Below are 25,623 nucleotides of genomic sequence, written 5' to 3'. Positions count from 1 at the left end.
CGGTCTCCCGGCGTTTTCCTGTCATTCGATTTCTTTCTTCGGACTGCTCACCCCAGGACTGCGGCCATCCAGCGCTCGATGCCGTCGGCCGTGCTCGGGAGGGCGTCGGAGAGCACCTCGTGCCCCGCGCCCGTGACCAGTACGTTGTCCTCGATACGAATGCCGATGCCCCTCAGTTCGTCGGGGACGGTCAGATCGTGCGAGTGGAAATAGAGGCCGGGTTCCACGGCCAGGACGTTGCCCGGTTCGAGCGTGCCCGCCTGATAGGCCGCATAGCTCGCTCCGGCGCAGTCGTGCACATCGAGCCCGAGATGATGGCCGACTCCGCAGACGATCCAGCGCCGATGCTGCTGGCCGCCCGGAGACAGTGCTTCGTCCACGGAGACTGGAAGCAGATCCCAGTCATGCAGGCCCTGCGCGATGACTTCCAGACTCGCCGTGTAGAAGTCGGAGAACCGTTTGCCGGGGCCGACGGCGGCCAGCGCCGCCCGGTGAGCCTTCTCCACCAGTTCGTACACCCTCCGCTGCTCGGGGCTGAAGGTGCCTGACACCGGAAAGGTCCGGGTGACGTCGGCGGTGTACAGCGAACGGAGTTCCACACCCATGTCCAGGAGCAGCAGCTCGTCCGCGGTGACCGCACCGTCGGCCTTGCTCCAGTGGAGCGTGGGTGCGTGTCCGCCGCAACCGACGATCGTGGCGTAGCCGGGCCCGTTCCCGAGCGTGCGCGCCGCGCGATCGAAGGTTCCCTGGAGCCATCTCTCGCCACCGGCCGTCAGACTGCGCGGGACTTCGCGTATCACCTGGGCGAAGCCTTCGACGGTGGCATTGACGGCCTCCCGGAGCTGGCCGATCTCCCACGCGTCCTTGACCAGCCGGAGTTCGGCGAGAACCCGGTCCAGTTCGGCGGACCGTTCCATGCCTCGCAGTGCGGCCGGAGCCTCGTGGTGCCCGGCACGCAAGGCAGGCACTACGGCGTCGACCGCTTCACCCAGGCGGGACAACGGCCGGACGGTGATCTGCAGCGCGGCCTCCCATTCCGCGAGACCGGGGACCGGGCCGGCCCACAGTTCCCCGTGTTCCGTGTCCTCGAAGAAACCCCTGTCCCCGGGGCCGAAGGGTTCCGGGATGTAGAGCACGGAGTCGTGACCCGTCCCGCTGGGGCTCATGACGAGCACAGCGTTCTCGGTCTGGCACCCGGTCAACCACACGAAGGCGCTGTCCGGACGGAACTCGTAGAAGCAGTCGCCGGATCTCAATGGCGCACTGCCTGCGGAGATGAGCAGCGGCCGGCCCGGGAAGTGCTCGCTCAGCCGTTCACGGTGCAGCATGGCGGCCACCCCGGTGCCCGGCGCCGTTCTGACCGGCCGCTCAGGGGAACCCCAGCCCGTGGCGATGAAAGAGCGGAAGCCTTCAGCGTCGGCGGGCCGGGGTACTGAGGGCCCCGCGAGCGCAAGGCCCGCGCTGCCGGAGTGTGAGCCATTCGGGGCAGGGCTCGGCATCGAACGCGGGGACGGCGGCCGGACGGTTGACATGGTCACGTGTTCCTTCTTCCTCCCGGCATCCGGGAGCCGATTGGCGGTCCGGGCCGAATGCCGCCCGGGCTGGTGGCACGAGTCTGGCAAGCCCTCGATGACCGCGCCTATGGCACGGGGGTATTGACCGGTGCTATATCCACGTACCCTTGACTCCGCGAGTAGCCTTGCCTCGTGGGCCTCGAAATACGTCATCTGCGCGCCCTGCGGGCTATCGCCTCGGCCGGCTCTCTTTCGAGGGCCGCGGCCGAGCTGGGCATGTCGCAGCCCTCCCTGACCTCGCTGTTGCAGCGGATCGAGGCACGCGTAGGAAGCAGGCTCTTCGTCCGCGATCACACGGGGGTGGCACCGACCGCGTCCGGCGAGCAGTTGCTCCGGCGAGCCCTGGTCGCGCTGGCCGAGTTCGATCTGCTGGAATCGGAACTGGGCCGGAGCACCGCGGGAAGCCGGCTCCGCGTCGGGGTGTCCCGGATGGCCTGCACCGAACGTTTGCTGTGCGGTCTGGACGACCGCCTGTCCGGGCTGGATCCGCTGTTCTCCGTCGACTCTTCGACGGCGGCACTTGCCCAGGCGTTCTCTCATCGTTTCCACGATCTGTCCGTGGTCATGCTCTCCGACGACTCGGCTGCCGAGCTTCCGCCTGAGCTGAGCACCAGGGTGGTGTTCGCGACGCTCCCGGTGTTCGTCGCGCTCGCGGCGGACCACCCGCTGGCGTCCGAGGAGGAGATCGACTTACGGGATCTCGCCGCCGAGTTCTGGATCGGGCCGCCCGGGGCGGACGACGGCTCGCTGGCGGAACTGCGCGCGGTCTGCGGAGCCGCGGGGTTCGAACCACGGGTCCGTTTCATGTTCCCGCAGGGCGGTGGACGTGGATTGATCAGTGCCGGGCGGGCGGTCCAGCTGGTCGATCCCGCCTCCACGGAGCTTCCGGGCCTGGTCACGAGGCCTCTGCGCGGGGTGCCTGTGAGGCTGCGGCTGGTCCTGGCCTGGCACCGTGACCGTGCGCAGTGGGCGACCGTCGAACAATGTCACCGGGTCACCGTGGACAGTTACTCGGCTCAGGCCCGTGAGTCGAAAAGCTACGCAGCCTGGTGGCGACGTCACCGGCTGAGCGATCCGTGGGTCCGTCAGCTCGATCAGGTCTTCCAGCCCTGAGCGTGGATCCGCTCCCGCCTGGAATTGTCAGCTGCGCTTTGTAGACTGTGCTGCGAGCTGCACCGGACACCGGGAGGTAACCCACTCATGGAACGAAGCGAAGCGCTGCAGGTCGAACTCGCGGCCAGCCTGATCACCAAGGGAGTCCGGCTGGTTCTGCCGGATGGTTCCCTCAGCCCCGTGGTGGGCACGGTGAAGGCCGAAGAGGATGATCTCGGCAATCCGCTGGCGAATCGTCTTGAGTTCGACGACGGCGGCCACCTTCGGGTGGCCCTCACGGCCACCGTGCGCGTGGTCGGGTCCTCACACGTGCTGCCTTCGGCTGAGACCGAGGCGGCGGGCGGCAACGGTCACGTGACCGGCTCCGAGGACGACGTCGCGACGCACCTCAAGGCTCAGGAGCAGACCGAGGAGCCGACGTCGGGCTCGCTCCCTTCCCTTCCTGTGCAGCCACCGCTCCCGGAGGAGGACTCCGCGGTGCGGAGCGCCCGGGAGAGCATTCCCGAGATGGATGGCACACCGGAACAACTTGTTCAGGACATCGCACAGGGGTACCCCGGGCGAGGCGGCTTGCAGAATCTGGCGGACCGACTGGTCAAGGGCATCAACGTGAAGTCCGGCAGCTGCCTGGCCGATCTCCGGGCCTTCGCGCAAGACCTGTTCCTGGAGCACCAGGATCGCGAGGCGTCCCTGGCGGTGGCCGACCTGCTCAATGTCCTGCCCTTCGACGGGAATCCGGCCCGATGGACCCACACCGAGGCAAGCCTCGCCCTGTCCAGTTTCGTCGCTGAGGAGCTCGGCGAGCGGGACCGTGCCGAGGCGTACCGCGTGCTGATGAAGGCGCCCGAAGGGCAGAACCTTGACCCGTTCCGGTCCCGGCTGGAGGCCAAGATCCGGCAGCGCCGTCTCAACGAACCGAATCTCTACGACAAAGAGGTCTTCCGGGCCATGGACGGCGGACATCACGAGGCGGAACGTGAGTGGCGCATCCTGCGGCTGGAGTCGTTGCTGCATCTCATGGCACACGGTGGTTCCCAGACCCTGGCACCGGACGAGGTCGAGCGGCGCGTGCGCCTGGAAGTGGACCTCATCCGCGGCTGAGCCGGACCGTCCGCGGCCGGCCGTTCCGCCGGTCTCCGGCGGATCGGCCGGCTTTGGCAGAAGAGCAGCCTTTGGCAGAATGGCCGAGTGCCTTCCACCAACGAACCCGTGATCGACTCTGCCGTGCCCTCTTCGGCCGCGCCCGCCCGTCAGGAGGATTTCGGCTTCAGCGTCGGGACCCGCCTGGACGACTCCGAGCCCGGGATGCACGGCCGCACCGGAATCATCCGGACGCCGCACGGTGAGATCCAGACCCCGGCGTTCATCGCCGTCGGCACCAAAGCCACGGTCAAAGCCGTGCTGCCCGAGTCGATGAAGGAGCTTGGCGCCCAGGCCCTCCTCTCCAACGCCTATCACCTGTACCTACAGCCCGGGCCGGAGATCCTCGACGCTGCGGGCGGGCTGGGCCGGTTCATGAACTGGCAGGGCCCGACCTTCACCGACTCCGGCGGCTTCCAGGTCATGAGTCTGGGTTCGGGATTCAAGAAGGTCATCAACATGGACGTGGTGGACACCTCCGGCCCCGACGACGCGGTCGCCCCCGGCAAGGAGCGCCTGGCCCATGTGGACGAGGACGGCGTCTGGTTCAAAAGCCACCTCAACGGGGACAAGCACCGTTTCACCCCCGAGATCTCCATGCAGGTGCAGCATCAGATCGGGGCCGACATCATGTTCGCCTTCGACGAGCTGACCACGCTCCAGAACTCCCGCGCCTATCAGGAGGAGTCATTGGAGCGCACTCGCCGCTGGGCGGAACGCTGCGTCACGGAGCATTTCCGGCTCACGGACGAACGCGTCGGCAAGCCGTATCAGGCCCTCTTCGGCGTGATCCAGGGCGCCCACTACGAAGACCTGCGCCGCAAGGCCTGCCAGGACCTGGGCGCCATGAACTTCGACGGCTTCGGGCTGGGCGGTGCGCTGGAGAAGGAGAACCTGGGGACGATCGTCGGCTGGTGCGCCGAGGAGCTGCCGGAGGACAAGCCCCGCCACCTGCTCGGGATCTCCGAACCGGACGACATCTTCACGGCCATCGAGAACGGAGCGGACACCTTCGACTGCGTCTCCCCGACGCGCGTCGCCCGGAACTCCGCCTTCTACACCCCGGACGGCCGCTTCAACCTCACCGGGCGCAAGTACAAGACCGATTTCGGCCCGCTCTTCGAGGGCTGTGATTGCTACGCCTGCGCCAACTACACCCGGGCCTACATCCATCACCTCTTCAAGGCCAAGGAGATGGTGGCCTCCACCCTGGTCTCGATCCACAACGAACGTTTCATCGTCAAACTCGTGGACGACGCCCGCCTGGCCATGGAGTCCGGCGACTTCCGTGCGTACAAGGAAGAGACCCTGGGGCGGTACTACTCGGTCTGAGCATCCGCTCTCCCTCGTTCGCGGAGCAGGACGGACCCTAGCGGTGCGAAGATGAGCGCGAGGAGGTACGTGAACACCTGTCGATGCGATCCGGGCGGATGGTCCTCGGTCTCGCGGCTGCACTGCTGGTGACCTGTCTGCTGTGGTTCGCGCTCGCATGGTCTGTCGGCGAGCCGTGGTCCGCCACCTCCGCCGCACCGCTGAAAGGTCCTCTCCGCTCCCCGAGTAGGCACTTGTTCACAATGAAGCTCCCCCACACTGTGAACAAGTGCCTACTCGCGAGGGTGTCAGAGGACTGCGCCCCGGATACGACGACGGCGCACGGACACCCAGCTGCCGTTGGATCGGATGATCCGCTCAGCTGGGCGCCGCACGCCGTCGTCGTCAAACGCTGCGGGGGGAAGCAGCGCTAGTCGAGGTCCTCCGGCCGGTCCTTCGGCAGGAAGAAGATATACACCACCAGCGACAGGGCGATGGTGATGGTCACGTAGGTGAAAAGCCACTCCTTGTGCCCCTGGGCGGAGAGCCACTCGCCGATGAGCGGAGTGGTGCCGCCGAACAGCGAGTTCGCCACGGCGTAACCGAGACCGACGCCGAGGGCCCGGATCGAGGACGGGAACAGCTCGGCCTTCATGATCGCGTTGACCGAGGTGTAGTTGACCACGATCAGCAGCGCCGCGAACATGAGCAGGAAGGCCAGGAACGGGTCCTTGACGGTCGCCAGGGTGGACATGATCGGCCAGGTCAGCAAGGTGCCCAGAACACCGAAGACGATCAGCAGCGTCCGGCGTCCCACCCGGTCTGAGAGCAGTCCGAAAAGCGGCTGGATGAGCATGAACAGCAGCAGCGCCCAGAAGTTGATGACCGAGGTCTGCGCCTTCGGGATATGCGAGACGTTGTTCATGTAGCTCAGGATGTACGTGGTGTACAGGTAGAAGGCACAGGTGCCTCCCATCGTGAAGAACACGACCACCAGGAATTGCTTCCAGTGCTTGGTGAAGAGCAGCTTGAGCGTGCCCGGCTGCGCGCCCTCGGCCCGGGTGGCCTGACGCTGTTCACTCGTGATGGTCTCGTCCATGGTCCGCCTCAGCCACAGGACGAGGAGCGCCGCGACCGCGCCGATGAAGAACGGGATCCGCCAGCCCCATTCCTTCAGGGCGTCCTCACCGAGCGTCTGCTGCAGGATGACGAGCGTCAGGAGCGCCAGGACCTGGCCGCCCACCAGCGTGACGTACTGGAAGCTGGAGAAAAACCCCCGTTTGCCACTCACGGCGGCCTCGCTCATGTAGGTGGCGCTGGTGCCGTACTCCCCGCCGACCGAGAAGCCCTGGAGGAGGCGCGAGGCGTACATGATGATGGTCGCCGCGGCGCCGATCTGGGCCACCGTCGGCAGGACGGCCACGATCAGGGAACCCAGACCCATCAGGCTGACGCTGAGGGTCAGCGCCGCACGACGGCCCTTGCGGTCGGCGTAACGCCCGAAGAACCACGAGCCCACGGGTCGCATGAGGAACGTCAGGGCGAAGGTCAGATAAGCGTCGATCTGGGCCTGGACAGGGTCCTTCGAGCTGAAGAACGAGGTGGCGAAGTAGGAGGAGAAGGAGGCATAGACATAGAGGTCGAACCACTCGATGAGGTTGCCTGCCGAACCCTTCAGGATGTTCGCCACGGCACGCCCCATGGCGGGGTTCCGTTCCGGGGCGGAGACTCGGGTCCCTGACATTGCTCTGCACCTTTCCGCTGCCACGCGCCGATGCGCCGCAGCCCGCGCCACGATACCGCCGCGAGGTGGCGCGCCTGCGGTATTGGTCATACTGTTCACGCGCTCATCGGGCTCGCCTGTGCCGCTTTCGGTATCCCAAAAAGCGATACCTCTTGAGGCCTCCCCCGTGCCCCTTGTCCGAAAATCGGGGGATTTCTTGGAAGATCGCTCGGAAATTCTCCCAAGAACAACGTGACATTGCACACAAACAATGAGAATCTGTATACCAAAGTACTCGCGAGGTATCCCTTTCCCCCTTCCTTCAGAAGAAAGGTCCGTGATGGCAATGACGCGGTCACTCCTCGAGCGCATGGACAACATGCCGGTCAAGAAACCTCATATCCAATTGGCCGTCATCGGAGGGCTCGGACTGCTCTTCGATGCGATGGACGGTTCTCTCATCTCCTATCTCATGCCGATCATCAAGCCGCTGTGGCATCTGGACGGCGCCCAGACGGGCCTGATCGGCAGTTCGCTCCTGATCGGCATCCTCATCGGCGCCATCTCAGCGGGCGTGCTCGGAGACCGGATCGGACGCCGCAAGGTCATGATGTACGCGCTTCTGGTCTACACCTGCGCCACCATCGTGGCGGCCTTCTCCCAGGATTGGCAGTTCTTCTTCGTCATGCGCGTCATCGCCGGTATCGGGCTGGGCGCCGAAGGCGCGATCGTGCCGACCTTCATCGCGGAGTTCATCCCGAAGAAACGCCGCGGGTTCTTCGTCGGCGCCGTCGCGGGCTTCTTCGCCCTGGGCTATGTGGCCGCGGCCATCATCGGAACCACCGTCGTGGTGAACGTCCACGAAGGCTGGCGCATCGCCCAGCTCATCACAGCCCTTCCGGTGGTCATGCTCATCTGGTGGCGCCGGGTTCTCCCCGAGTCCCCCCGCTGGCTGCTGACACGCGGGCGTGAAGCAGAGGCCGAAGAGATCGTGCGCGGGCTCGAAGCGGGCCGGCTCGTACCGACGAAGGCACGCCCCTCCGACGCGGCGACGTCGACGGCGGTCAAGGCACCGCCGCTGTTCCAGCACCTCGATCTCTGGCGGCACGGCAACGCCCGCCGCACCGCGGTGATCTGGCTGCTCTGGCTGTCGGTGACGTTCTCCTTCTACGGCTTCTTCACCTGGATTCCGTCCCTGCTGGTCGCCCGCGGGATGAACATCACCACGAGTTTCACGTATTCGCTGATCATCACCCTCGCCCAGGTCCCCGGCTACTACAGCGCCGCCTATCTCAACGAGCGGCTGAGCCGCCGCATCACGATCGCCGCCTACCTCATCGGCGGTACGGTCTCCGCGTTCCTGCTCTCACAGTCGTCCTCCGAAGGGGCGGTGCTGGCATTCGGTTCGATGCTCTCCTTCTTCATGAACGGTTGCTACGCCGGCCTCTACGCCTACACGCCGGAGGTCTACGGCACCCGCTTGCGGGCCACCGGCATGGGCAGCGCCTCGGCATTCGGCCGGATCGGCGGTATCACCGCACCGATCCTGATCGGAGCCGCCTATCCGTCGCTGGGCTTCGGCGGCGTCTTCGTGATGGTGATGTCCGTCCTCGGGGCGGCCGCCGTGGTGGTCCTGGTCTTCGGCGTCTCCACCAGCGGCCGCTCCTTGGAGGAGATCGACTCCGCGCCCGGCGGACCGGCCGCTCCTCCGGAACCTGTCAGCTCCGGTCCGGACACGGCCCTGCTGTCCACCGAACCACCCCTTCAGAACGAAAGAGGCTGATATGGCCGTCCGACTCGAACCACACCGCTCCATCCCGGAGGCCGTGGTGCTGCGGAACGCCCGGATCCTGGATCCACGCAGCGGCGACATCGCAGCTCCCCAGAGCATCATGACCCGCGACGGCCGCATCGAGGAGATCTCGTCCTCAACCCGGACCGTCTCCGGGGCCGTGGAGGTGGATGCCGGCGGGTTCACCGTCCTGCCCGGTCTCATCGACTCCCACGCGCACGTCACCCAGTCCTCCGGCGACTTCCAGGAGATCCTGTCCTGGACCCCCGACTATCACGCGGCACGCACCGCGAGGGTGCTGCACGAGATGCTGTTGCGAGGCTTCACCCTGGTGCGGGACATGGGAGGGGCCGACAACGGGCTCGCCCGGGCCGTGGACGAGCGGCTGCTCACGGCGCCCCGTCTCAAAGCGGGCGGACCCATCTTCGCCCCGACAGGCGGCCATGCACTCACCGAGGTGGTGGACGGCGAGGTGGAGATCCGCCGCGCGTTCCGGGCTCGGTTCCGCGACGGGGCGGACCACATCAAGATGACCCTCTCCGGCGGTGTGATCTCCAAGATGCGGCTCGAAGCGCTGGCGTTCTCCGAGGAGGAGATCCTCGCCGCCGTCGACGAAGCCAGACTCGCCCAGCGTTACATCGCAGCCCATGTCTACACCGCCGAAGCCGTCTCGCGGGCGTTGCGGCTGGGCGTCCGCACCATCGAGCATGGAAATCTGCTCGACGAGGAGTGCATCCGCCTGTTCCTGGAGAAGGACGCTTACTACGTCCCGACGCTCGCCACCTACTGGGCGATCCTCAGCGGCGCCACCGGCCATGGGCTGGCCCCGGAGAAGCGGGCCGCCGTCCAGGACATCTTCGAGCGCGGACTCGAATCGATCTCCCTGGCAGCGTCTGCAGGAGTGAAAATCGGCTATGGCACCGATCTCCACGGCGAAGGACTGCCGTTCCAGTTGGAGGAATTCCGGCTCCGGGCCCGCGTACAGGAACCGCTGGAGATCATCCGTTCAGCCACGATCGTGGGCGCGGAGATCGTCGGCGAGTCCGGAAAGGCCGGCATCGTGGAGGAAGGCGCCTACGCCGACCTCATCGCGGTGGACGGTGACCCGCTCTCCGACATCGGAGTCCTCGCTGATGCCTCCTCGCGCAGGATCATCATGTCCGGAGGCGATCTGCTCCCCTTGCCCTGAACCGGCCCACCGCGCCCCCTGCCGCTAGGCTGCCCTCATGGGGAACATGGCGTACGACGGCGGGGGCGCGGGTCAGGCGCCGGTCATCCCGGGTCTGCATCCGGAGACTCAGGAGTTGCTGGCCAGACGATATGGGCGGCCGGACAATAGATACGGACGACGACCCGCGGTGAGGTACCCGGTCAAGACTTTCGTGATCGGCTGGCTGGTCTCATACGGAACGCTCCTGGCCCTGTTGTTGATCTTGTGGTTCTTCTGGTCCGTGGCTCCACCGGAGGCACTCTCGCCTGGCCAGGCCCCGTCGGCCACAGCTCTCCTCGGCAGCAGCCTCATGATGTTGGTGTACATCCCGCTCTTCGCGGCGTTCCCCGCACTCTTCGTCGGGGTACCGGCCGCGCTGGGCGTCGTCTTCGCACTGCGCAACGTGAGAAATCAGTGGTGGCACATCCTCGGATTCGCTGTCGCTGGGTTCCTCACACCGGCACCCATGACGCTGCTCGCCGCCGTTGGTGGCGGCGGCGACTCGTTCGGCACCGGGGTCCTGTTCGGCAGCGCCGGGGCGCTGTGCGCCGTCGTCGGCCGCCTGGCGATCTGGAAGCTGGTCGAGGTGACGCCGCCCGCGGCTCCGGTGCCCTGGCCACCACCAGCCGAACAGGCTGTTGAGAAGTAGCCCCCTGTGAAGGACTGCAGACAGGTAGGTGCACAGCAGTGTCCGGTGGGAGTCGACCACCGCAGCCCGAGATCCCAGCTCTCGGCCGGGCCGCCGTTGCAACCAGGACGGAACCGGCATGATCGCCAGACTCAGCGCGACGGTCACGATCCCTGCCGCCGAGTGCTGCGCCTCAACGCCGCCCGTCGACTTCCTTCCACCCAGATTCCCTTGCATCTTCCCAGGGGGTGGTGCGTTGGTGGATTGAGACCGCCACCGTTAGTGGCATGGCGATTGCAGCCACACAGCGGACGACGAGGTCGGGCCGGCGTATTCCCTCGAGGGCGTGAGGGGCCATGTAATACTCTTGCCATGACGACCCAGCCACCACCGGAATTCTCTGGCCCCGTGGGGGCAGGGTCTTGGCCGGGCGTTCTCAAGCCGACCAGGTCAGGTGCACAGATCGCAGACTTGATCGCAACGATCATCTTGATCGTTGTCGGCGTCGTCGGATTCGCTTTCCTCGGATTCCTGACTCTTTTTCTCTCGATGATGTCTGACGGGTGCTACGCGGACCGATGTAATACAGGCCTGATGTCGGCCGGGTGGTTGATAGCTCTTGCCGTACCGCCCGCAGTCTTTGTTGGAGCGGTCATTTGGACAGTCATCCGCCTCGCCCGTCGCAAGACCGCTTGGTGGGTCACCCTTGCCAGCGCCGGCCTCTCCATCCTGATCTGGGCAGCGGGTGCCGGCCTCATGCAAGCGGGCCTTGGACGCTAAGAGGTGTTCCGCCGCCTTTTGCCCAGCCTCCCAGACCCCACTCGCCGGAAGGGATTAGCCGGCCCGCCGTCAGCCGGTTCAGGCTTCGGCTCTGAAGTTGACGCCCACGCTGGGCCCCTGAGCGAAGTAGTGCCGAAAGGTGTAGTACAGCGGAGTCCATCGCTCAACGTCGATGTGGGATGTGCCCGGGATGATGATCGGCTCATGGGCATGCGTTCTCAGGATCCGAGCGTGAACGACCACGGCGTCGTCGGTGTCGTCGAGCGGCGCCGAGCGGATGACTCTCGCCTCGATCTGGACCGGACACTGCGCTATGCGGGCAGGTTTCACGCGCTCACTCGGCAGAGGGTCGAAGCCGCCGAGCCCCCATTTGTCAGGCTCGTGGCGGTACGCACGTCGTTTGGCCTCAGGCACGATGGCGGCTCCGGTGGTCGGGGCGATGCGTTCAATGGCGGCGGCCGCATCATGTGACGGCAGGTTGATCACCAGTTCAGGGTGCTCTTCCAGATTACGCAGTGCCTGCCCGCCGCGACCCAGGCCTAGAACATAGGTGTCGCCAAGGGCCCATCCGGACGAGACAGGGGTGATGTTCGTCGTCCGCCCATCGGGCATCAGAGTGCTCAAGAGCATCACCGGCGTTCCGAAGTAGTGCACTGACGGCGAAATCACGACTGAAGAATCCATGGTCTGAAGTCTGCTGCCGGAACACTTCGCGGTGCTCCGAATCGTGATCGGCCTACACTCGGTGACATGAACAGCGTCAGCAGGCCGGGCCTCGCAGGCACCGCGGCTCTCCTGGCGAATGAAACACGGGCGTCCATCATGATGAGCCTGCTGGATGGCCGGGCGTGGACGCCCACTGAACTCGCCGACTCCCTCACGATAGCCCGCCCCACGGCCACCGAACAGCTCCACCGCCTGGTCGACGCCGGGATGCTCACCGAGGTCCGGCAAGGCCGGCACCGGTATGTACGCCTTGCGAACCCCGCCGTGGCGGATCTCGTGGAGTCGCTCGCGGCCTTCTCCCAGATGTCAGTCCCGGCTGCCGCGACTCTTCGCTCGCAGCGTGCGGACAAGGCCCTGCGTGAGGCGCGCACCTGTTATCGCCACCTGGCCGGACGACTGGGTGTGGCCCTGACCGACGGCATGCACCGCTGCGGATATCTGCACCCCACGTGGACCCTGACGGCGGCCGGCCACAGCTGGTTCGAGATACTCGGGGTGGACCTGCCAAGGACGTCCATTCGGGCTTTCACCCGCCCCTGTCTGGACTGGACCGAACGGAGGGACCACCTCGCCGGCACCGCCGCGGAGGCGCTGCTGGCTACTCTCCTCCGCAGACAATGGCTCGTACGCCTCGGCGGCACTCGAGCGCTACGACTCACTCCCGAGGGATCTTTGGCTCTCGGCCCCGTGCTGAACGACCCCGACCACTGACGGCGGCCCGGAGGCTGCGTCCGCATTCTGAAGGCGTCCAACACCGGATGTCCACCAGTGGCACTTCCAGCGGCTCAGGGCCGCCTACCCCCGGACATATCCTTCCGCATAGAAATTGCCACCATTCTTACCTTCCACGTGCGCGTTGAAATAGATGGTGTGGTCCGGCGCATAGATGCGGAGCGCGTCGGTCCGGTAAAGGAAGTCCCCGAAGTCCCATCTGAAGCCCCCGTCACGGGACTGAATGTCCAGCTTCACGTAGGTGCGCACGCCGTATGCGGGACCCGCTTTGATGAGGATCGCGCACATGTAGTTGCCTTCGCGGTAGACACCGACCCGGCCGATGACCGTTCCGGATCCGTTTTTGACGTACTTTGTGGAGACATAGCTGCCCGAGCATGAGCTCGAGGACGTCGCGGCATTGGAGGCTGCTGGCATGGCGACGATCAGACCGGCGGCGATGAGAAAGGTACTGAGGAGAGCGGCGAAGCGCTTCTTGATGGATTTCATGGTTTCCCTGATCACTTGAGAGTACGGGGGCGGACGCCCCCAGGGGCGGTTCTCGTTGTCTCCAACAGTGGCGGTGAACCACCGGTGAGGCACCGAGCATCGGACAGGAGCGAGAGAGCTCGCTCCTGTGTGGCTTGGGCAGAGCTTTACCCGGTGCTCGTCTGAGCGGCGGGCTGCATTCCGGCCTCAGGTGCGTTGATGATCTCCCGCAGCGCTGCCAGGTGGGTCAGGTAGGCGTGGCGGCCGACGTCGGTCATCGATAGGCGGACTCGCGGGCGACCACCGCGGGTGATCCGTTCCTCGCTGAGGTAACCGGCGTCGACAAGCTGGGAGAGTTGTTTGCTCAGCGCGGACTTGGAGATCTCCAGCCGCCGTTGAAGTTCGCCGAATTCCACATGTGTCGCGGCACTGGCGATCGCGCAAATGCGCAGTCTCTGAGGGGCGTGGATCAAGTCGTCAAAGCGAGGTTCATCAGGCATGGAGGAACGCCTGTCGGTACTGGCGGCCCATGCCGAGAGTGACGACGGCGGCAATCGCCCCGGCGATCACCCACAGCCAGGCAAGACCGGTCCCCAGAGCCACTGCGGCGGGGATCCCGGCGCCCAGCACGATCAGGCACAGGTAAGGGAACGCCCGGCGCAGGTCCGGTGCGACGAATCCGTACCCTGGCCGCAGGAAAACCCAGCGGGCGCCGACGGCGATGATCGCAGCGGCGCACAGCAACGCAGCCCCACGCACGTACTCCGCCGGCAACAGCTGGACCCAGAACAGCAGTGCCAGGAGGGCGGCTTGGAGCGCGAAAAACACCCACGGCAATGGAGGGTTACGAGTGGCGTTCTCCGCGTCTGCGGCCTCATCAAGCCACCGGCGAGCCTCGCTGTCGTCCGGGAAGTCATTGTAGGTTTCCATGTCGGAAACTCTACCTGAGAGTTTCCGACATGGAAACCTATATTTGGATGGACGATCGGGACTCAAGTAACGATGGCTCAGTGGCCCGGAGGCAGGAAAGCACCCCCGGCCCGTGTTACAGATCCGCGAACGACTCGCCTTCCCTGAAGCGCACGCCGTCGTCGTCCGCCTGGCGATCTGGAAGCTCGGCGGCGACCCCGCCCCGGTTCAGGCGCCGTAGCTCGGTTCCCGGCGCTTGATCGCCCTGATCACCAGTGAGGTGACCGGGACCAGGACGTATTCCACCAGGGTCTTGTAGAGGAAGCCGACCAGGACGTAGTTGATGAAGGTCGGGGCGTCCGTGATGCCGATGACCGGTGCCGCGATGGAACAGAAGATGAGCGTGTCCACGAATTCACCGGCGCCCGAGGAACCCATGAGTCGTGCCCAGAGGCTCTTCTCACCGGATCTCGCCTTCATCTTCACGAGAATCCAGGAGTTGATGGTCTGGCCTGCCAGGAACGCGACCAGGGAGGCCAGCACGATCTGCGGGACCGGGCCCAGCGCGCCTTCGAGCGCGGCCTGCTTCGAGCGTCCGTAGTCGTCGTCGAAGCCGGGCAACAGGATGATGACCCAGTAGCAGAGCGACGCGAAGATCGAGAGGACGAAGGTGCTGATGATGGCCTTGCGGGCCACCTTGAAGCCGTACACCTCGGAGATGACGTCACCGAGGACGTAGGCGAGCGGGAAGAGGAAGAAGCCTCCATCGGTCACGATCGGCCCGAACACCACACCCTTGGAAGCGCCGATATTGGACAGGATCACGATCACCGCCATGACCGCCAGCAAGATCCCGAAGAAGGGGCTGCCGGTGGATGCGTAGTGGGCCTTGCCTGCGGGCGCGGGGGCCTGCGTGTTCGCGCTCATGAAGTTCTCATTCCTAGTGGTTCGCCAAGGCCGGACGGCCCCGCTGTATTAGCACTAATGGCGATGGTTCCGGAGAATCACCGCCCACCATTGTTTCACGGGCCATGTTGGACATATGCATGGGGAGGACTCACCATGGTCAGTACGGCAGACACAAGGATATTTTGTCCTCACAACCTCGGCATCATTCCGTCGTTGTCACCGTGGAGACAGGATGGACATGACACAAGGACAGAGAACACTCACTCTGAGCGCCCCGGCCTGGAGGCTGGCTGTGCACCACGCCTCCTCATCAGATGACCGGAGCGAGCCGATCGAACAGCGCCTCGGGATGCGGGAAGCAACAGCACTGGCCGCCCTCCCCCTCGACGTACGCAACCGGCTGGACACCGAACTCCGAGAAGCCGGCATTCTGGATTCCGCTGGAGAGCTGACCACCGATTGGCTGCGTGCTCTGCGCGCCGCGATTGAGGCACCGATCAAAGCGAACCTCATCAGCACCGGAGACGGCATCAGGACTCACTGCGAGCTGGCGCTTTTCGACGGCCTGGGGCTCTCCGTCGATGCTTCCCAGCCCGTCCCTTCGAACGATGGCGCCGCCCTTCCGGGGAGCACGCCTGTAGTGGTGACACTTTTCACGGGCGAAGAAGCATGGGAGGTTGTCGAGCGCACCCTCCCCCCGTTCCCTGAATTGACGTCGACAGAGAGCGGGGGTGCTCGCGAACTGGGACGCCGCGAGATCGGGGAGGACGCGATGGAGGCCCTGGAGCAATCGGCCCGAGCGACCGTTCAGTTCTCCCTGACGGCTCCCGGCTACCAGGCGCTTCATCTGTGGTTGCTTGACGAACACCTGGAGGAGGCGCGGGTTCGCCGTACCGGGGACGGCGAGCAGCCTGCAACCGTCTTGATCAGACACCAGCCCGGGGCCATCGCTCGCCAGTTCGTCTGGGACGTGTTGGGCGGCTATCAAGCAGTCGACCACCTCGCCGGGGATGAAAGCGAGGTGTCCCGATGAGCATGTTCGGAATGGATATCGAACAGGGTAAAAGCCTGAGCCGCTCGTTCCGCGTCGCGGCGGAACGGCTGGATTTTCTGGGGCGCGAACTGACACCCATCATCGCGTCCAGTCCGTGGAGCGGACCCGACGGACAGCGTTTCAAGAGTGACTGGAACGGACACCGCCAAGTTCTCATGAGTACGTCCAGGGCCTTGCGCGAAGCGTCACAGACTCTGCAGCACAACATTGACGAACAACAGTTCGCCAGCAGCGCTGCCACCAGTGGGGTCAATGCGCCGCTACCGGGGGAAAGCCCGTGGCAGTGGTATGGCAGGCTCCTGGCCTCGGGTGAGTCCAACGGTTCGGAAGCAAAGTCCAGTCGCGGGGTCGTCGGCGGACTGCTGCACGGAGCCAAAGACAAAGTCGGCGGGTTGCTGCACGGGGCCAAGGACAAAGCCGAAGATGTCGTCGACGGCGCCAAGGACACCGCCGAGCATGTCGCAGACGGCGCTCAGGACGGGTTCTCCTGGTTGAGAGACCGGGGCGTGGATGTGGCTGAGGGAGCCAAGGACGGGGCGGGGAACGCCTGGGACTGGGCTAAGAACGGATCTCATTCGCCCCTCAACAACATTCCGGATGCCGTCGGGGATGTTCTAAACGACTCCCTTGACCTCGCCAAGCTGCTGCAGTGGGACCCTCTCGTCCACGGTGAGCTTCCATCGATCTCTCAAGTCCTCGCCGGTGCGACAAAACTTACAGGTTCGGGACTCAACCTTGGTTCCGTACTCTTCTCAGGAGGCATAAATCACCCCCATATTCTCGACGACGGCCATCCGACTGCCGGTCCACCAGTCCCTGTCGGGGTGGGTTCCGGGGGTTCCAACACTCCTGTTCCCGAGCACCTGGAGGACATCCTAGGAGGGGTCACCAAGGCTTACGGGGACGAGAAGAATGACGGGTCCACCGTCCGCATCACCGAGGTAAACAAGCCCGGACAGGGCCCGGCTTACATCGTGAGTATCCCTGGCACCGAATCATGGGATCGGCAGACGGGTGACAATCCGCTTGATCTCACGGGAAATCTAACAAGCGTCGCCAACGGCGAGTCGACCGCCACCAAATCGATTGAATTGGCTCTGGACCAGGCAGGAATTCCTCGCGACGCTCCTGTGCTTTTGGTCGGTCACTCACAGGGAGGGATTATCGCCGCCGACCTCGCCTCGAACGATGAATTCACCGATAAATACAACGTGACGAACCTGATCACCTATGGGTCTCCTATTGACTCCGTCAGTGTTCCGGACAATATCGACGCGGTAGCCATCCAACACGATAAGGACGTAGTGCCACGACTTGACCTAGGGAACCACAAGTTCAGTACCGTGGCTGGCGTGCCTCTAATACCCTTCGGTAGCGAGAACAACGCGACCGTCGTCGATCTGAAAAGTCCCGCCGGAATTGGCGACCCCAAGGCCAATCACGACTACGGAAAGTACGCTACCTCCGTTGGTGAGGCAGAAAAATCCGGGCCGCTGAATGACTACAAGAATCTTCCCTCAACTCAGCGCTTCCTCACGGACGACCCCGCTCAGGTCTCCTCCACCAAATCCCAGATCGGCCGCAAGCAGTAAGCACCACTGCCCGTCCGCCTCACCGCCGTCGTCGTCCACTGTTCTTCCGCACAACGCCGCACCCGGACAGGAATGGGAGGATGGTCACATGACGTCGTCCGAACTGCACTCCTCGTCCCCCGCCATCGCGCTGACCATCGCCGGTTCCGAAGCCACCGGTGGCGCAGGCGCCCAGGCCGATCTGAAGACCTTCCAGGAGCTGGGCGTCTTCGGGATCGCGAACCTGACCTGCATCGTGTCCTTCGACCCGAAGGACAATTGGAATCATCGCTTCGTGCCGGTGGACCAGCAGGTGATCGCAGACCAGCTGGAGGCGACGACGGCGGCGTACGGCACCGGCTCGGGCGCCGACAGCGTGCTGGACACCGTCAAGATCGGCATGCTGGGAAGCCCGGCCACGATCTCCACCGTGGAGAAGGCCTTGCAGGACGGCGGATTCCGCAACATCGTGCTGGACCCGGTGCTGATCTGCAAGGGCCAGGAACCGGGGCACGCCCTGGACACGGATCAGGCCTTGAAGTCGCAGATCCTGCCCTTGGCGACTTTTGTCACGCCGAACCACTTCGAGTCCGAGTCCCTGTCCGGGATGACGATCTCCACCGTCGAAGAGCTGGTGGCGGCGGCCAAGAAGATCCACGAGCTCAGCGGAGCGGCGGTCCTGGCCAAGGGCGGGGTCCGGCTCTCCGGTGACGAAGCCGTCGACGTCTTCTATGACGGGCAGACCCTGGAAGTGCTGGCAGCTCCGAAGATCGGCGAAGTGGCCGTCTCCGGCGCCGGCTGTTCACTGGCCGCGGCGGTCACCGCCGAGCTGGCCAAGGGCGCCACTCCCCTGGAAGCGGCTCGCACCGCCAAGGCGTTCGTGACCCGGGGCATCCAGAACCGCGTCGCCTCCGGCGCCCCGTTCACCGCCCTGTGGCAGGGCGGGATCGCAAAGGCCTGACCCCCTTCGCGAAGTTACAGCTGGTGCCCCTAAAACCAGTTCATAGGGGCACCAGCTGTAACTTCGCGGGCGCAGACTAGCGGCTCGTCGCCACGGTGCTCAGATCGGCCAGACCCTTTTCGAAGTCCTTGCCCACCATCTTGTCCATGCTGAAGACCTTGGCGAAGATCTTGGAGAAGAGGGTCTTGTTCTCGCCGCTCATGGTCCAGGTGACCTTGGTGCCGTCCCGCTCGGGGACGAAGGTGAAGAGCGTGTGATTGTTGTTCTTGAAGGGCTTCAGGAAGTGCAGATCGATGTCGATCGAACCCGCCCCGTCCGTGGAGGACTCCGGCGCGGTGGCCGCCTCAATGGTCATGTTCCCCGAACCGGCCTTCTTCCCCTCCCAGGAGTAGTGGGCGCCAGGCCCTGATTCCGGGCCGCTGTAGTTCTTGCTCATCGCCGGGTCCAGCTTCTCCCAGGGAGACCAGGCTCCCCACAGGTGGAAGTCGTTGACATGGGCGAAGACGTCCTGGGGCGCGGCGGGAATGAAAGCGCTGCGACTGACGGCGAAGGTGCTCATGGGTTCAGCCTAGGCCGGTCCAGGCCCCGCGTCACGGGGTGTCTTTCCGTGACGCGGGGCTCCGGCTCACACACCGAGCGGTTCACGGCCGGTGAACGCGATCAGCCGTTCAAGACTCCCGGCCGCTTCCGCGACGGGCACGGCGTCCGTGAAGCTTCCGCTCTTGCGCACGCCGTCGGTGATGAGGACGTGAGCGGTCTTCTCGACGGCTGCACTCAGTTCATCCGCCACCTGGATCGGCAGCTCGCAGGCCGTGGCGAAGTCCCAGGCGTGGACCAGGAGTTCGATGTTGAGAATACGGGCCGCGATCTCGGCGGGCACCTCCCCCACCCGCAGGGTGACCGTTCCCTCCAGACCGCGATGGGAGTAGGCCTCCAAAGCGGTCTGGGCCAGGCCTGCGATCCGGGCCTCCAGCCCTGCCTCGGCGCGGTCCACCGGATCCGCCCCGGCCGCGGCACCCACGGTGAGCAGCGATCCCGCGAGATGATCAGCCAGCTGGGAGACCGTGAAGTCACTGCACGGAGTCGGCCGGTCCAGATCGTCCGTACCGATCCGGCGCAGCACATCCAGGAGTACCGCCAGCGCGGACTCCGCAGTGTTCACGAGGGCGAGGTCCTGGGGATAGGCGGCCCACGGGTCGGGGCCGGCACCCACTCCGTCGGCGGCGACCGCTTCGAGCCGCTCCATGAAGTGGTCCCAGCCTTCGGTGTGCCCGGGGAGCTCCTCGGCCGTGAGCCCGTCGTGTTCGAAAAGCACCTCCGTGCCCGCGCCGGACGGCGTGAAGGTCACGGTGACGGTGGAACCGTCCGCGGAGGGGCTCATCCCCTCGCCTTCCCAGCCGAAGCCGAAGACCACGCGGCGGCCGGGTTCGATCTCCTTGAAAGTGCCCACGGCATGATGGCCGGGGGTCACGGTCCAGCGATACTCCCCGCCCACCCTGAGATCGACGCGGGCCACCACGGTCTGCCAGCGCCTGAGCCGGTCCGGTTCCGTGACCAAGGCGAAGGCTTCGTCGGGAGTGATCGGAAGAAGAAGGGTCTTGCTGTATTTCATGGCGAATCCTTTGTGAGGTCTTCCGCAGCGGAAGCGGTCTTCCGGGCGGCGAGGAGTTCCGCATCCCGGGCCAGTAGCTCCAGTTCCGCGTTCCAGAACTGTTCCACCAGGGCACGGAGCCGGGCCATCCCGGCGGGGTCGAGGCTGTAGTAACGGCTCCTGCCCTCTTTACGCGCCACCACCAGATGGACGGTCTCCAAGAGCAGAAGATGCTGAGAGATGGCCGAGCGGGTCACGGTGAAGTGCCCGGCCAGTTCAGTGACGGTTCGCTCGCCGGACGCAAGAAGTTGCAGGAGCCTGCGTCTATTCGGCTCCGCTGCGACCTCCAGTGCATCCGGCATGTTCAATACGTTAGTAATCACTAACTCATTAAGTCAAGACCCCGCAATGCCCAGCCCGGTCCACGCGCAATACCCGCGCGCAAACAAGAGCACTAGGCCGCCGCCGGCACTGGACCACCGCCTCGCCTGTGGACGAAAAAACACCCACTTCACCACGCTGGCGAATGAGAGTGATCAAGCTCGCATACATTGACACATATATATGTCATCATGGTGGAATATTCATTCTGTCATGGAGGAATGTCCTCCCACACGAAGATCTCCTCGGAAGCCGCCAAGGCCCTCGGCCAGCGTTTACAGGCTCTCCGGGCGGACTTCGGTTGGACTCAGGCCGAGGTGGCGGACTTCGCAGGAATGTCCCGCCCTTATTACCGCACCCTGGAACTCGGCTACCGCGACTACGGCGACCGCTCCGCGTCGAACCCGACCGTCGCCAACCTGCTCGCACTGGCCCGCGTCTTCAAGGTAGACGCCCGGGAACTCATCGACGTCGTGCAATCGAACGATTCCTGAGCACCTCTCCATGACCGCAGCCTAACGGTCCCCACTGACAGAAATTTCGGGCCCCGCAGGAGACATCCTGCGGGGCCCGAACTGTCAGTGAGACACAGCGCTCAGTCTCTCCGGCCGTCCACCAGGCGCGGCACACCCAAGGGGTTCTCGTCCCGCAGGGCTTCCGGCAGGAGGTGCTGCGGGAAGCCCTGGTAAGCCACCGGACGCAGGAAACGCTCGACCGCGGCCGTGCCCACCGAGGTGCTGCCGGACGCTGTGGTGGCCGGGTACGGCCCGCCGTGCTGCTGGGCGTACGTCACCGAGACGCCCGTGGACCACTGATTCCACAGCACCCGTCCGGCCTTGCGGGCCAGGATCTCCACCAGCCCGGCCACCTGGCAGGCTTCGGTGCCATGGATCGTGGCGGTCAGCTGTCCCTCGAAACTCTCCGCCAGCTCCAGCAGCTGCCGCTCGTCCGTGTACGTCACCACGACGGCGGTCGGCCCGAAGCACTCGGCCTGCAGCGCGTGCGGATCGGCCAGCATGTCCTCCGCAGTGGTGAGAAGCAGAGTGGGCGAGGGCGGATCGGCCAGCGGCTCCGGACCCTGAACCAGGACACTCAGGTGCGGATGCCGCTCCAGATCCTGCAGAACCTCGGTGTATCCGCCCTGGATGCGGTCGTTCAGCAGAGGGGCCGCATCCGGCAACGCGGTGTCCCGGAGCCGCTGCACCAGATCCGAGCCCGCCGGGACGAAGAGCGTGCCGGGCTTGGTGCAGAACTGGCCGGAGCCGAGGGTGAAGGATCCCACGAAGCCCTGGACGATCTCCTCCCCGCGCTCAGCTGAGGCCGCCTCCGTGACGAACACCGGGTTGTTGCTGCCCAGCTCCCCGAAGAACGGGATGGGCGTGGGGCGGGACGCCGCGATGTCGAACAGCGCACGACCGCCCGGGATGGACCCGGTGAAGGCCCCGGCCGTGATCCGGTCATCCCGCAAGGCCGCGGCACCGGCCTGGGTGCCGAAGAGCAGGCCGAAGGTCCCGTCCGGGGCACCCGCCCGGCGCAGTGCACCGGCCACCACCTTCGCCGTGAACCGGGAGAGCTCCGGGTGCCCCGAGTGGGCCTTGACCAGGACCGGGCAGCCCGCGGCCAGTGCCGAGGCGGTGTCTCCTCCGGCCACGGAGAAGGCGAAGGGGAAGTTGCTCGCGGAGAACACGAGCACGGGGCCCAGCGCGGTGCGGAACCGGCGCAGATCGGGGCGGGGCGCGCCCATGGGCCATTCCGGGTCCGCGTGGTCGATCCGGGCATCCAGATAGGCGCCGTCACGCAGCAGTTCAGCGAACAGCCTCAGCTGGAAGGTGGTGCGTTTGAGCTCCCCCTTGAGCCGGGCCGCGGCCAGCCGGGTCTCGGACTGGGCCACGGGGATCAGCTCCGGACCGGCGGCGTCGAGGTCGTCCGCCACCGCCTCCAGGAGGGTGGCCCGCGCGGCCGGGCGGAGGGCCGCCAGCGGTGCGGCCGCAGCGTGGACACCGGCGAGCAGGCGTTCAAGCTCCGCATCCTGGGTGGGTTCCGTCGTGCTGAAAGTCGTGCTGAAAGGGGTGGTGACGCTCATGGAGAATCCTTTCCGGGGAGTTCCACGGCCGGGCCGCGGAGAGGGAAATCGAAGAGGTGAAAAGCAGGTTCAGTCGCCCGGGGTGTCCAGCAGGGCGAGTTCGCCCAGCGGCACCGGGACCGCCAGGGGCCGCTTGGCACTTGATGCGAGGGAATCGGCGGACGCATCCCGTCCGGGGCCCGCCCCCAGGCAGGACGCGGCGAATCCGCAGACCCTGCCCTGGCACCAGCCCATGCCGGCACGGGTGAAGGATTTCAGGCTCCGGGAGTCATCCGCCCCGAGCCCGGTGCGGGCCTCGCTCACCTGTTCCACGGTGACCTCTTCGCAGCGGCACACGAGGGTTTCCGGGGTGAGCCATTCCTGCCATGCCTCCGGGACAGGGTGAGCCCGGTGCATCGCCTGGGCGAAGCGCCGGTGCCGGTCTCGGCGGGCGGTGTCCTGGGAGGAGAGCACGACGGCGCCCGCCGCCGCGGCACCGGCCGCCCGGCCCTCAAGGACCGCCAGCACGGCGCCACCGACGCCGGTGACCTCACCGGCCAGGTACAGGCCGGGCACCGAGGATTCCTGCTGCTCGTCCACGACGGCCACGAGGGAACCGTCGGCGTCCACCCGCGTGGCCACACCGAGTGCAAGCGGCAGTTCCATCTGCGGAGTGAAGCCCCAGCCGAAACCCACCACGTCGACGTCGTCGTACTGCCCACCGCTGCCGGGAATCGCGCGGCCCTGACCGTCCACCCGTGCCCAGCGGACGGACTCGACGCCGCGTTCCCCCTCGATCGAGGTCACGATCCTGCGGGTCTTGTACGGGATACGGTGCCGCGCGAACACGGCGGCGTATTCGGCCCCTTCCAGCGCCTTGCCCGGCACACCGAGCGCGGCCCGCCACTGGGGCAGCCAACCGCTCAGGCTGGAGGATTCCAGCACGGCGAGCACCTGACCGCCCGCCTCGGCGATGTTGGCCGCCACCGGCAGGAGGAACGGCCCGGTCCCGGCCACGACGAAGCGGCGGCCCGGAAGGGCACCGTTGGCCTTGAGGAAGGCCTGGACACCTCCCGCCGCCATGACACCGGGCAGCTCCCAGCCGGGCACGGGCAGTTGGCGGTCGTAGCCGCCCGGGCACAGGACCAGGCGCGACGCCCGCACCGTCTCCCCCGGCCCGCCCTCAGCCGAGGCCACGGTGTCCGTGGTCCGCAGCACGTAGCCGTCCTCGTCCCGGGAGGCCATCCAGACCTGGCGGCCCGCCAGGTAGGTGATCCGGCCTGACGCCCGGGCGGCGGAGAAGCGGCGGCGCAGCTCCAGGAACACCGACCAGTCGTGATGACCCTGACCGTCCGGTTCCACCCCGTCCTGCTCGGGGCGGTGCCTCCAGAACTGACCGCCGGGCTGCTGGCCCGCATCCACGACGGCGACACTCGCCCCGGCCTCCACCGCCTCCACCGCGGCAGCCAGCCCCGCGGGGCCCGCTCCGACGACGGCGACGTCCACGGTGAACTTTCCGCTCATGAGGTCTCCTCCGCCTCGGTGTCCGGCAGACTGCCGCGCACCTCCATCCCCTCGCACAGCGGAACCAGGCACGCCCGCTGATTGCTCACACCGTCCACCTCCACGAGACAGTCGAAACACACGCCGATCCCGCAGAACAGCCCCCGCGGGCGTTCTTCCTTCCGCGTTCCACGCCAGGCCGTGATGCCGTTGCCGACCAGTGCCGCTCCGACGCTCTGCCCTTCCGGGGCGCTCAGCTCGCGGCCATCGAAGGTGAAGCCGATCTCTCGTCCGGGGGAATTCACTGTGCCGCCTCCTCAAGGCTCGGATGCGCGGGGCTCCGCTCGCCGAAGCGCGCGGGCGCGAAGGGTGTCAGGTCCACGTCGGTGGGTTCCCCGGTCAGCGCCTGGGACAGCAGCTTTCCGGTGCCCACGGAGAGGCCGATGCCGGCGCCCTCGTGACCGGCCGCATGCCACAGCCCGGGAGCCCGCTCGTCCGGCCCGATCACGGGCAGATGGTCCGGGCAGTACGGCCGGAAACCGTGATAGTGCCGGATGGCCCGGACCGTGGAGAGGAAGGGGAAGAGCGCGGTGGCATTCCGGGCGAGCAGCCCCAGCGCCTCCGTACTGACCCGGCGGTCGAAGCCCACCCGTTCCCGGGTGGACCCGATCAGGATCGTCCCGCCCGGGGTGCCCTCCACCACCGGGGACCCCTGGAGCCCGGCATCGGAACTCCCGACATTGTCGATGTACTCGGCGGCGTAGACCTTGTGGTGGACCAGGGGCGGGAGCGGTTCGGTGACCATCACGAAGCCGCGGCGCGGCATGACGGGGACATTCACCCCCGCGAGCGCACCGATCTCCCCGGCCCAGGTGCCCGCGCAGTTCACGACGGCGTCCGCCCTGAAATCGCCACGCGTCGTGCGCACTCCGGTGACCCGTCCGCCGTCGCGCAGCACCTCGGTCACGGACGCTCCCGCGTGGAAGCGCGCCCCGCCGTCGACGGCCAGCCGGATCAGCTGGGCGGCCACGAGCATGGGCTGGACCTGGCTGTCTTCGGGATAGTAGGCGCCGCCCAGGGCGGCCGGGGTGATGTGGGGCTCTGTCGCACGCAGGGCGGCGGGATCCAGCTCTTCCACGGCGACGCCGAAACCACGCTGCACAGTCATGACCCGGTGCAGGGATTCCAGGCTGCTGGGCCGGGAGGCGACGATGATCCCGCCCTTCGCCTCGAACTCCCAGAGATGCCGGTGCTCCGCCAGCTCACCTTTCCAGACGGAGAGGGAGTACCGGGTCAGTTCGAGTTCCGGGCCGAGCTCCTTGTCCGAGACGAGGATGTTGCCCTCACAGGCCGACGATGTCCCGCTCCCGGGAGACCCCTTGTCCACGATCGTGACCGACAACCCCGCGCGGGTGGCGAAATAGGCTGTGGCCGCGCCCATGACGCCGGCGCCGATCACCAGGACATCGCTGGCCCTGCTCATGT

26 protein-coding genes and 1 pseudogene are annotated in these 25,623 nt (G+C 66.1%); 12 read left to right on the top strand and 15 right to left on the bottom strand.

The window, feature by feature from the left end:
* Positions 1-47: 47 nt before the first annotated feature.
* Positions 48-1,532, bottom strand: a complete 1,485-nt coding sequence (locus tag ACIPXZ_RS14485) for an aminopeptidase P family protein (RefSeq protein ID WP_400595697.1) — start codon at positions 1,530-1,532, stop codon at positions 48-50.
* 174 nt (positions 1,533-1,706) lie between these two features.
* Between ACIPXZ_RS14485 and ACIPXZ_RS14480 the strand changes: the two genes are divergently transcribed.
* From ACIPXZ_RS14480 to tgt, 3 genes are all read left to right on the top strand, one after another.
* Positions 1,707-2,687: a LysR family transcriptional regulator gene (locus ACIPXZ_RS14480; RefSeq protein ID WP_400595513.1), complete on the top strand. Its 981-nt coding sequence runs from the start codon at positions 1,707-1,709 to the stop codon at positions 2,685-2,687.
* Positions 2,688-2,774: 87 nt separating this feature from the next.
* Positions 2,775-3,788 carry a DUF6707 family protein gene (locus tag ACIPXZ_RS14475; RefSeq protein WP_400595511.1) on the top strand — a complete coding sequence of 338 codons (1,014 nt, stop codon included), beginning with the start codon at positions 2,775-2,777 and terminating at the stop codon, positions 3,786-3,788.
* A gap of 204 nt (positions 3,789-3,992) precedes the next feature.
* Positions 3,993-5,159 (top strand): tRNA guanosine(34) transglycosylase Tgt, encoded by a 1,167-nt coding sequence (gene tgt / locus ACIPXZ_RS14470; protein ID WP_400595695.1) that lies wholly within the window; start codon positions 3,993-3,995, stop codon positions 5,157-5,159.
* A 409-nt stretch (positions 5,160-5,568) separates the two neighbouring features.
* Here the strand turns inward: tgt and ACIPXZ_RS14465 are convergent, their stop codons facing one another.
* The gene (locus ACIPXZ_RS14465; RefSeq protein WP_400595509.1) at positions 5,569-6,882 is read right to left on the bottom strand and encodes an MFS transporter; all 1,314 of its coding nucleotides are present in this window, start codon (positions 6,880-6,882) and stop codon (positions 5,569-5,571) included.
* A gap of 325 nt (positions 6,883-7,207) precedes the next feature.
* Between ACIPXZ_RS14465 and ACIPXZ_RS14460 the strand changes: the two genes are divergently transcribed.
* The 3 genes from ACIPXZ_RS14460 to ACIPXZ_RS14450 are packed head-to-tail and all read left to right on the top strand — an operon-like array spanning position 7,208 to position 10,512.
* Positions 7,208-8,644, top strand: a complete 1,437-nt coding sequence (locus ACIPXZ_RS14460) for an MFS transporter (protein ID WP_400595507.1) — start codon at positions 7,208-7,210, stop codon at positions 8,642-8,644.
* Between the two features lies 1 nt (position 8,645).
* Positions 8,646-9,842 (top strand): amidohydrolase family protein, encoded by a 1,197-nt coding sequence (locus ACIPXZ_RS14455; RefSeq protein ID WP_400595505.1) that lies wholly within the window; start codon positions 8,646-8,648, stop codon positions 9,840-9,842.
* Between the two features lie 37 nt (positions 9,843-9,879).
* Positions 9,880-10,512: a hypothetical protein gene (locus tag ACIPXZ_RS14450; protein WP_400595709.1), complete on the top strand. Its 633-nt coding sequence runs from the start codon at positions 9,880-9,882 to the stop codon at positions 10,510-10,512.
* On the opposite strand, the pseudogene ACIPXZ_RS14445 reads toward ACIPXZ_RS14450, so the two are convergent.
* Positions 10,480-10,695, bottom strand: a pseudogene (locus ACIPXZ_RS14445) (cation transporter); the annotation flags it as partial. The gene ACIPXZ_RS14450 and the pseudogene ACIPXZ_RS14445 overlap by 33 nt on opposite strands.
* A 168-nt stretch (positions 10,696-10,863) precedes the next feature.
* On the opposite strand from ACIPXZ_RS14445, the gene ACIPXZ_RS14440 reads away from it, so the two are divergent.
* Positions 10,864-11,271, top strand: coding sequence for a DUF6264 family protein (locus ACIPXZ_RS14440; protein ID WP_400595503.1), 408 nt, complete (start codon positions 10,864-10,866; stop codon positions 11,269-11,271).
* 78 nt (positions 11,272-11,349) lie between these two features.
* On the opposite strand, the gene ACIPXZ_RS14435 is transcribed toward ACIPXZ_RS14440, so the two are convergent.
* Positions 11,350-11,955 carry a flavin reductase family protein gene (locus tag ACIPXZ_RS14435; RefSeq protein WP_400595501.1) on the bottom strand — a complete coding sequence of 202 codons (606 nt, stop codon included), beginning with the start codon at positions 11,953-11,955 and terminating at the stop codon, positions 11,350-11,352.
* Positions 11,956-12,021: 66 nt separating this feature from the next.
* Between ACIPXZ_RS14435 and ACIPXZ_RS14430 the strand changes: the two genes are divergently transcribed.
* Positions 12,022-12,708: an ArsR/SmtB family transcription factor gene (locus tag ACIPXZ_RS14430; protein WP_400595499.1), complete on the top strand. Its 687-nt coding sequence runs from the start codon at positions 12,022-12,024 to the stop codon at positions 12,706-12,708.
* An 84-nt stretch (positions 12,709-12,792) separates the two neighbouring features.
* Here ACIPXZ_RS14430 and ACIPXZ_RS14425 read toward each other — a convergent pair whose 3' ends face one another.
* From ACIPXZ_RS14425 to ACIPXZ_RS14410, 4 genes are all read right to left on the bottom strand, one after another.
* Positions 12,793-13,218 (bottom strand): hypothetical protein, encoded by a 426-nt coding sequence (locus ACIPXZ_RS14425; RefSeq protein ID WP_400595497.1) that lies wholly within the window; start codon positions 13,216-13,218, stop codon positions 12,793-12,795.
* A gap of 146 nt (positions 13,219-13,364) precedes the next feature.
* A complete protein-coding gene (locus ACIPXZ_RS14420; protein ID WP_400595495.1) occupies positions 13,365-13,697 on the bottom strand; it encodes a transcriptional regulator in 333 nt (110 codons plus the stop codon).
* Positions 13,690-14,127: a hypothetical protein gene (locus ACIPXZ_RS14415; protein ID WP_400595493.1), complete on the bottom strand. Its 438-nt coding sequence runs from the start codon at positions 14,125-14,127 to the stop codon at positions 13,690-13,692. Before ACIPXZ_RS14415 ends, ACIPXZ_RS14420 begins: the two co-directional genes overlap by 8 nt.
* 207 nt (positions 14,128-14,334) lie before the next feature.
* Positions 14,335-15,033, bottom strand: a complete 699-nt coding sequence (locus tag ACIPXZ_RS14410; protein ID WP_400595491.1) for a queuosine precursor transporter — start codon at positions 15,031-15,033, stop codon at positions 14,335-14,337.
* A gap of 220 nt (positions 15,034-15,253) precedes the next feature.
* On the opposite strand from ACIPXZ_RS14410, the gene ACIPXZ_RS14405 reads away from it, so the two are divergent.
* From ACIPXZ_RS14405 to ACIPXZ_RS14395, 3 genes are all read left to right on the top strand, one after another.
* Positions 15,254-16,048 (top strand): hypothetical protein, encoded by a 795-nt coding sequence (locus ACIPXZ_RS14405; protein WP_400595489.1) that lies wholly within the window; start codon positions 15,254-15,256, stop codon positions 16,046-16,048.
* An 11-nt stretch (positions 16,049-16,059) separates the two neighbouring features.
* Entirely contained in the window at positions 16,060-17,661 is a 1,602-nt protein-coding gene (locus ACIPXZ_RS14400; protein ID WP_400595487.1) for a hypothetical protein, read from the top strand.
* 88 nt (positions 17,662-17,749) lie between these two features.
* Positions 17,750-18,601 carry a hydroxymethylpyrimidine/phosphomethylpyrimidine kinase gene (locus ACIPXZ_RS14395; protein ID WP_400595485.1) on the top strand — a complete coding sequence of 284 codons (852 nt, stop codon included), beginning with the start codon at positions 17,750-17,752 and terminating at the stop codon, positions 18,599-18,601.
* A 76-nt stretch (positions 18,602-18,677) separates the two neighbouring features.
* Here ACIPXZ_RS14395 and ACIPXZ_RS14390 read toward each other — a convergent pair whose 3' ends face one another.
* From ACIPXZ_RS14390 to ACIPXZ_RS14380, 3 genes are all read right to left on the bottom strand, one after another.
* On the bottom strand, positions 18,678-19,160 hold the full coding sequence (locus ACIPXZ_RS14390; protein ID WP_400595483.1) for an SRPBCC family protein: 483 nt from the start codon (positions 19,158-19,160) through the stop codon (positions 18,678-18,680).
* 66 nt (positions 19,161-19,226) lie between these two features.
* Positions 19,227-20,213 carry a TIGR03086 family metal-binding protein gene (locus tag ACIPXZ_RS14385; protein ID WP_400595481.1) on the bottom strand — a complete coding sequence of 329 codons (987 nt, stop codon included), beginning with the start codon at positions 20,211-20,213 and terminating at the stop codon, positions 19,227-19,229.
* Positions 20,210-20,554 (bottom strand): ArsR/SmtB family transcription factor, encoded by a 345-nt coding sequence (locus ACIPXZ_RS14380; protein ID WP_400595479.1) that lies wholly within the window; start codon positions 20,552-20,554, stop codon positions 20,210-20,212. The genes ACIPXZ_RS14385 and ACIPXZ_RS14380 overlap by 4 nt, the downstream gene beginning before the upstream one ends.
* Before the next feature lie 240 nt (positions 20,555-20,794).
* Between ACIPXZ_RS14380 and ACIPXZ_RS14375 the strand changes: the two genes are divergently transcribed.
* Complete coding sequence (locus ACIPXZ_RS14375) at positions 20,795-21,067, top strand: helix-turn-helix domain-containing protein (RefSeq protein ID WP_400595477.1); 273 nt, start codon at positions 20,795-20,797, stop codon at positions 21,065-21,067.
* A 101-nt stretch (positions 21,068-21,168) separates the two neighbouring features.
* On the opposite strand, the gene ACIPXZ_RS14370 is transcribed toward ACIPXZ_RS14375, so the two are convergent.
* The 4 genes from ACIPXZ_RS14370 to ACIPXZ_RS14355 form a co-directional block, all read right to left on the bottom strand.
* Complete coding sequence (locus ACIPXZ_RS14370; RefSeq protein ID WP_400595475.1) at positions 21,169-22,656, bottom strand: aldehyde dehydrogenase (NADP(+)); 1,488 nt, start codon at positions 22,654-22,656, stop codon at positions 21,169-21,171.
* A gap of 69 nt (positions 22,657-22,725) precedes the next feature.
* Positions 22,726-24,159, bottom strand: coding sequence for an NAD(P)/FAD-dependent oxidoreductase (locus tag ACIPXZ_RS14365; protein ID WP_400595473.1), 1,434 nt, complete (start codon positions 24,157-24,159; stop codon positions 22,726-22,728).
* Positions 24,156-24,443 (bottom strand): (2Fe-2S)-binding protein, encoded by a 288-nt coding sequence (locus ACIPXZ_RS14360; protein ID WP_400595471.1) that lies wholly within the window; start codon positions 24,441-24,443, stop codon positions 24,156-24,158. Before ACIPXZ_RS14360 ends, ACIPXZ_RS14365 begins: the two co-directional genes overlap by 4 nt.
* A complete protein-coding gene (locus ACIPXZ_RS14355) occupies positions 24,440-25,621 on the bottom strand; it encodes an NAD(P)/FAD-dependent oxidoreductase (RefSeq protein ID WP_400595469.1) in 1,182 nt (393 codons plus the stop codon). The genes ACIPXZ_RS14360 and ACIPXZ_RS14355 overlap by 4 nt, the downstream gene beginning before the upstream one ends.
* Positions 25,622-25,623: the final 2 nt, after the last annotated feature.

Origin of the sequence: Arthrobacter sp. NPDC090010, assembly GCF_044748305.1 — a bacterium.
In the GTDB taxonomy this organism is placed as follows: domain Bacteria; phylum Actinomycetota; class Actinomycetes; order Actinomycetales; family Micrococcaceae; genus Arthrobacter_E.
The sequence above is the reverse complement of the archived record's forward strand: the minus strand, read 5'-3'. Positions and strand labels throughout refer to the sequence as shown.

Excerpts from the sequence above, each read along its gene's own strand:
- ACIPXZ_RS14475 (WP_400595511.1), top strand. The coding sequence starts at position 2,775 with ATGGAACGAAGCGAAGCGCTGCAGGTCGAACTCGCGGCCAGCCTGATC.
- ACIPXZ_RS14410 (WP_400595491.1), bottom strand. The coding sequence starts at position 15,033 with ATGAGCGCGAACACGCAGGCCCCCGCGCCCGCAGGCAAGGCCCACTAC.
- ACIPXZ_RS14435 (WP_400595501.1), bottom strand. The coding sequence starts at position 11,955 with ATGGATTCTTCAGTCGTGATTTCGCCGTCAGTGCACTACTTCGGAACG.
- ACIPXZ_RS14450 (WP_400595709.1), top strand. The coding sequence starts at position 9,880 with ATGGGGAACATGGCGTACGACGGCGGGGGCGCGGGTCAGGCGCCGGTC.
- ACIPXZ_RS14440 (WP_400595503.1), top strand. The coding sequence starts at position 10,864 with ATGACGACCCAGCCACCACCGGAATTCTCTGGCCCCGTGGGGGCAGGG.
- ACIPXZ_RS14420 (WP_400595495.1), bottom strand. The coding sequence starts at position 13,697 with ATGCCTGATGAACCTCGCTTTGACGACTTGATCCACGCCCCTCAGAGA.
- ACIPXZ_RS14400 (WP_400595487.1), top strand. The coding sequence starts at position 16,060 with ATGGATATCGAACAGGGTAAAAGCCTGAGCCGCTCGTTCCGCGTCGCG.
- ACIPXZ_RS14375 (WP_400595477.1), top strand. The coding sequence starts at position 20,795 with ATGTCCTCCCACACGAAGATCTCCTCGGAAGCCGCCAAGGCCCTCGGC.
- ACIPXZ_RS14485 (WP_400595697.1), bottom strand. The coding sequence starts at position 1,532 with ATGTCAACCGTCCGGCCGCCGTCCCCGCGTTCGATGCCGAGCCCTGCC.
- ACIPXZ_RS14415 (WP_400595493.1), bottom strand. The coding sequence starts at position 14,127 with ATGGAAACCTACAATGACTTCCCGGACGACAGCGAGGCTCGCCGGTGG.
- ACIPXZ_RS14395 (WP_400595485.1), top strand. The coding sequence starts at position 17,750 with ATGACGTCGTCCGAACTGCACTCCTCGTCCCCCGCCATCGCGCTGACC.
- ACIPXZ_RS14380 (WP_400595479.1), bottom strand. The coding sequence starts at position 20,554 with ATGCCGGATGCACTGGAGGTCGCAGCGGAGCCGAATAGACGCAGGCTC.
- ACIPXZ_RS14425 (WP_400595497.1), bottom strand. The coding sequence starts at position 13,218 with ATGAAATCCATCAAGAAGCGCTTCGCCGCTCTCCTCAGTACCTTTCTC.
- ACIPXZ_RS14430 (WP_400595499.1), top strand. The coding sequence starts at position 12,022 with ATGAACAGCGTCAGCAGGCCGGGCCTCGCAGGCACCGCGGCTCTCCTG.
- ACIPXZ_RS14405 (WP_400595489.1), top strand. The coding sequence starts at position 15,254 with ATGACACAAGGACAGAGAACACTCACTCTGAGCGCCCCGGCCTGGAGG.
- ACIPXZ_RS14460 (WP_400595507.1), top strand. The coding sequence starts at position 7,208 with ATGACGCGGTCACTCCTCGAGCGCATGGACAACATGCCGGTCAAGAAA.
- ACIPXZ_RS14465 (WP_400595509.1), bottom strand. The coding sequence starts at position 6,882 with ATGTCAGGGACCCGAGTCTCCGCCCCGGAACGGAACCCCGCCATGGGG.
- ACIPXZ_RS14370 (WP_400595475.1), bottom strand. The coding sequence starts at position 22,656 with ATGAGCGTCACCACCCCTTTCAGCACGACTTTCAGCACGACGGAACCC.
- ACIPXZ_RS14365 (WP_400595473.1), bottom strand. The coding sequence starts at position 24,159 with ATGAGCGGAAAGTTCACCGTGGACGTCGCCGTCGTCGGAGCGGGCCCC.
- ACIPXZ_RS14385 (WP_400595481.1), bottom strand. The coding sequence starts at position 20,213 with ATGAAATACAGCAAGACCCTTCTTCTTCCGATCACTCCCGACGAAGCC.
- ACIPXZ_RS14355 (WP_400595469.1), bottom strand. The coding sequence starts at position 25,621 with ATGAGCAGGGCCAGCGATGTCCTGGTGATCGGCGCCGGCGTCATGGGC.
- ACIPXZ_RS14455 (WP_400595505.1), top strand. The coding sequence starts at position 8,646 with ATGGCCGTCCGACTCGAACCACACCGCTCCATCCCGGAGGCCGTGGTG.
- tgt (WP_400595695.1), top strand. The coding sequence starts at position 3,993 with ATGCACGGCCGCACCGGAATCATCCGGACGCCGCACGGTGAGATCCAG.
- ACIPXZ_RS14390 (WP_400595483.1), bottom strand. The coding sequence starts at position 19,160 with ATGAGCACCTTCGCCGTCAGTCGCAGCGCTTTCATTCCCGCCGCGCCC.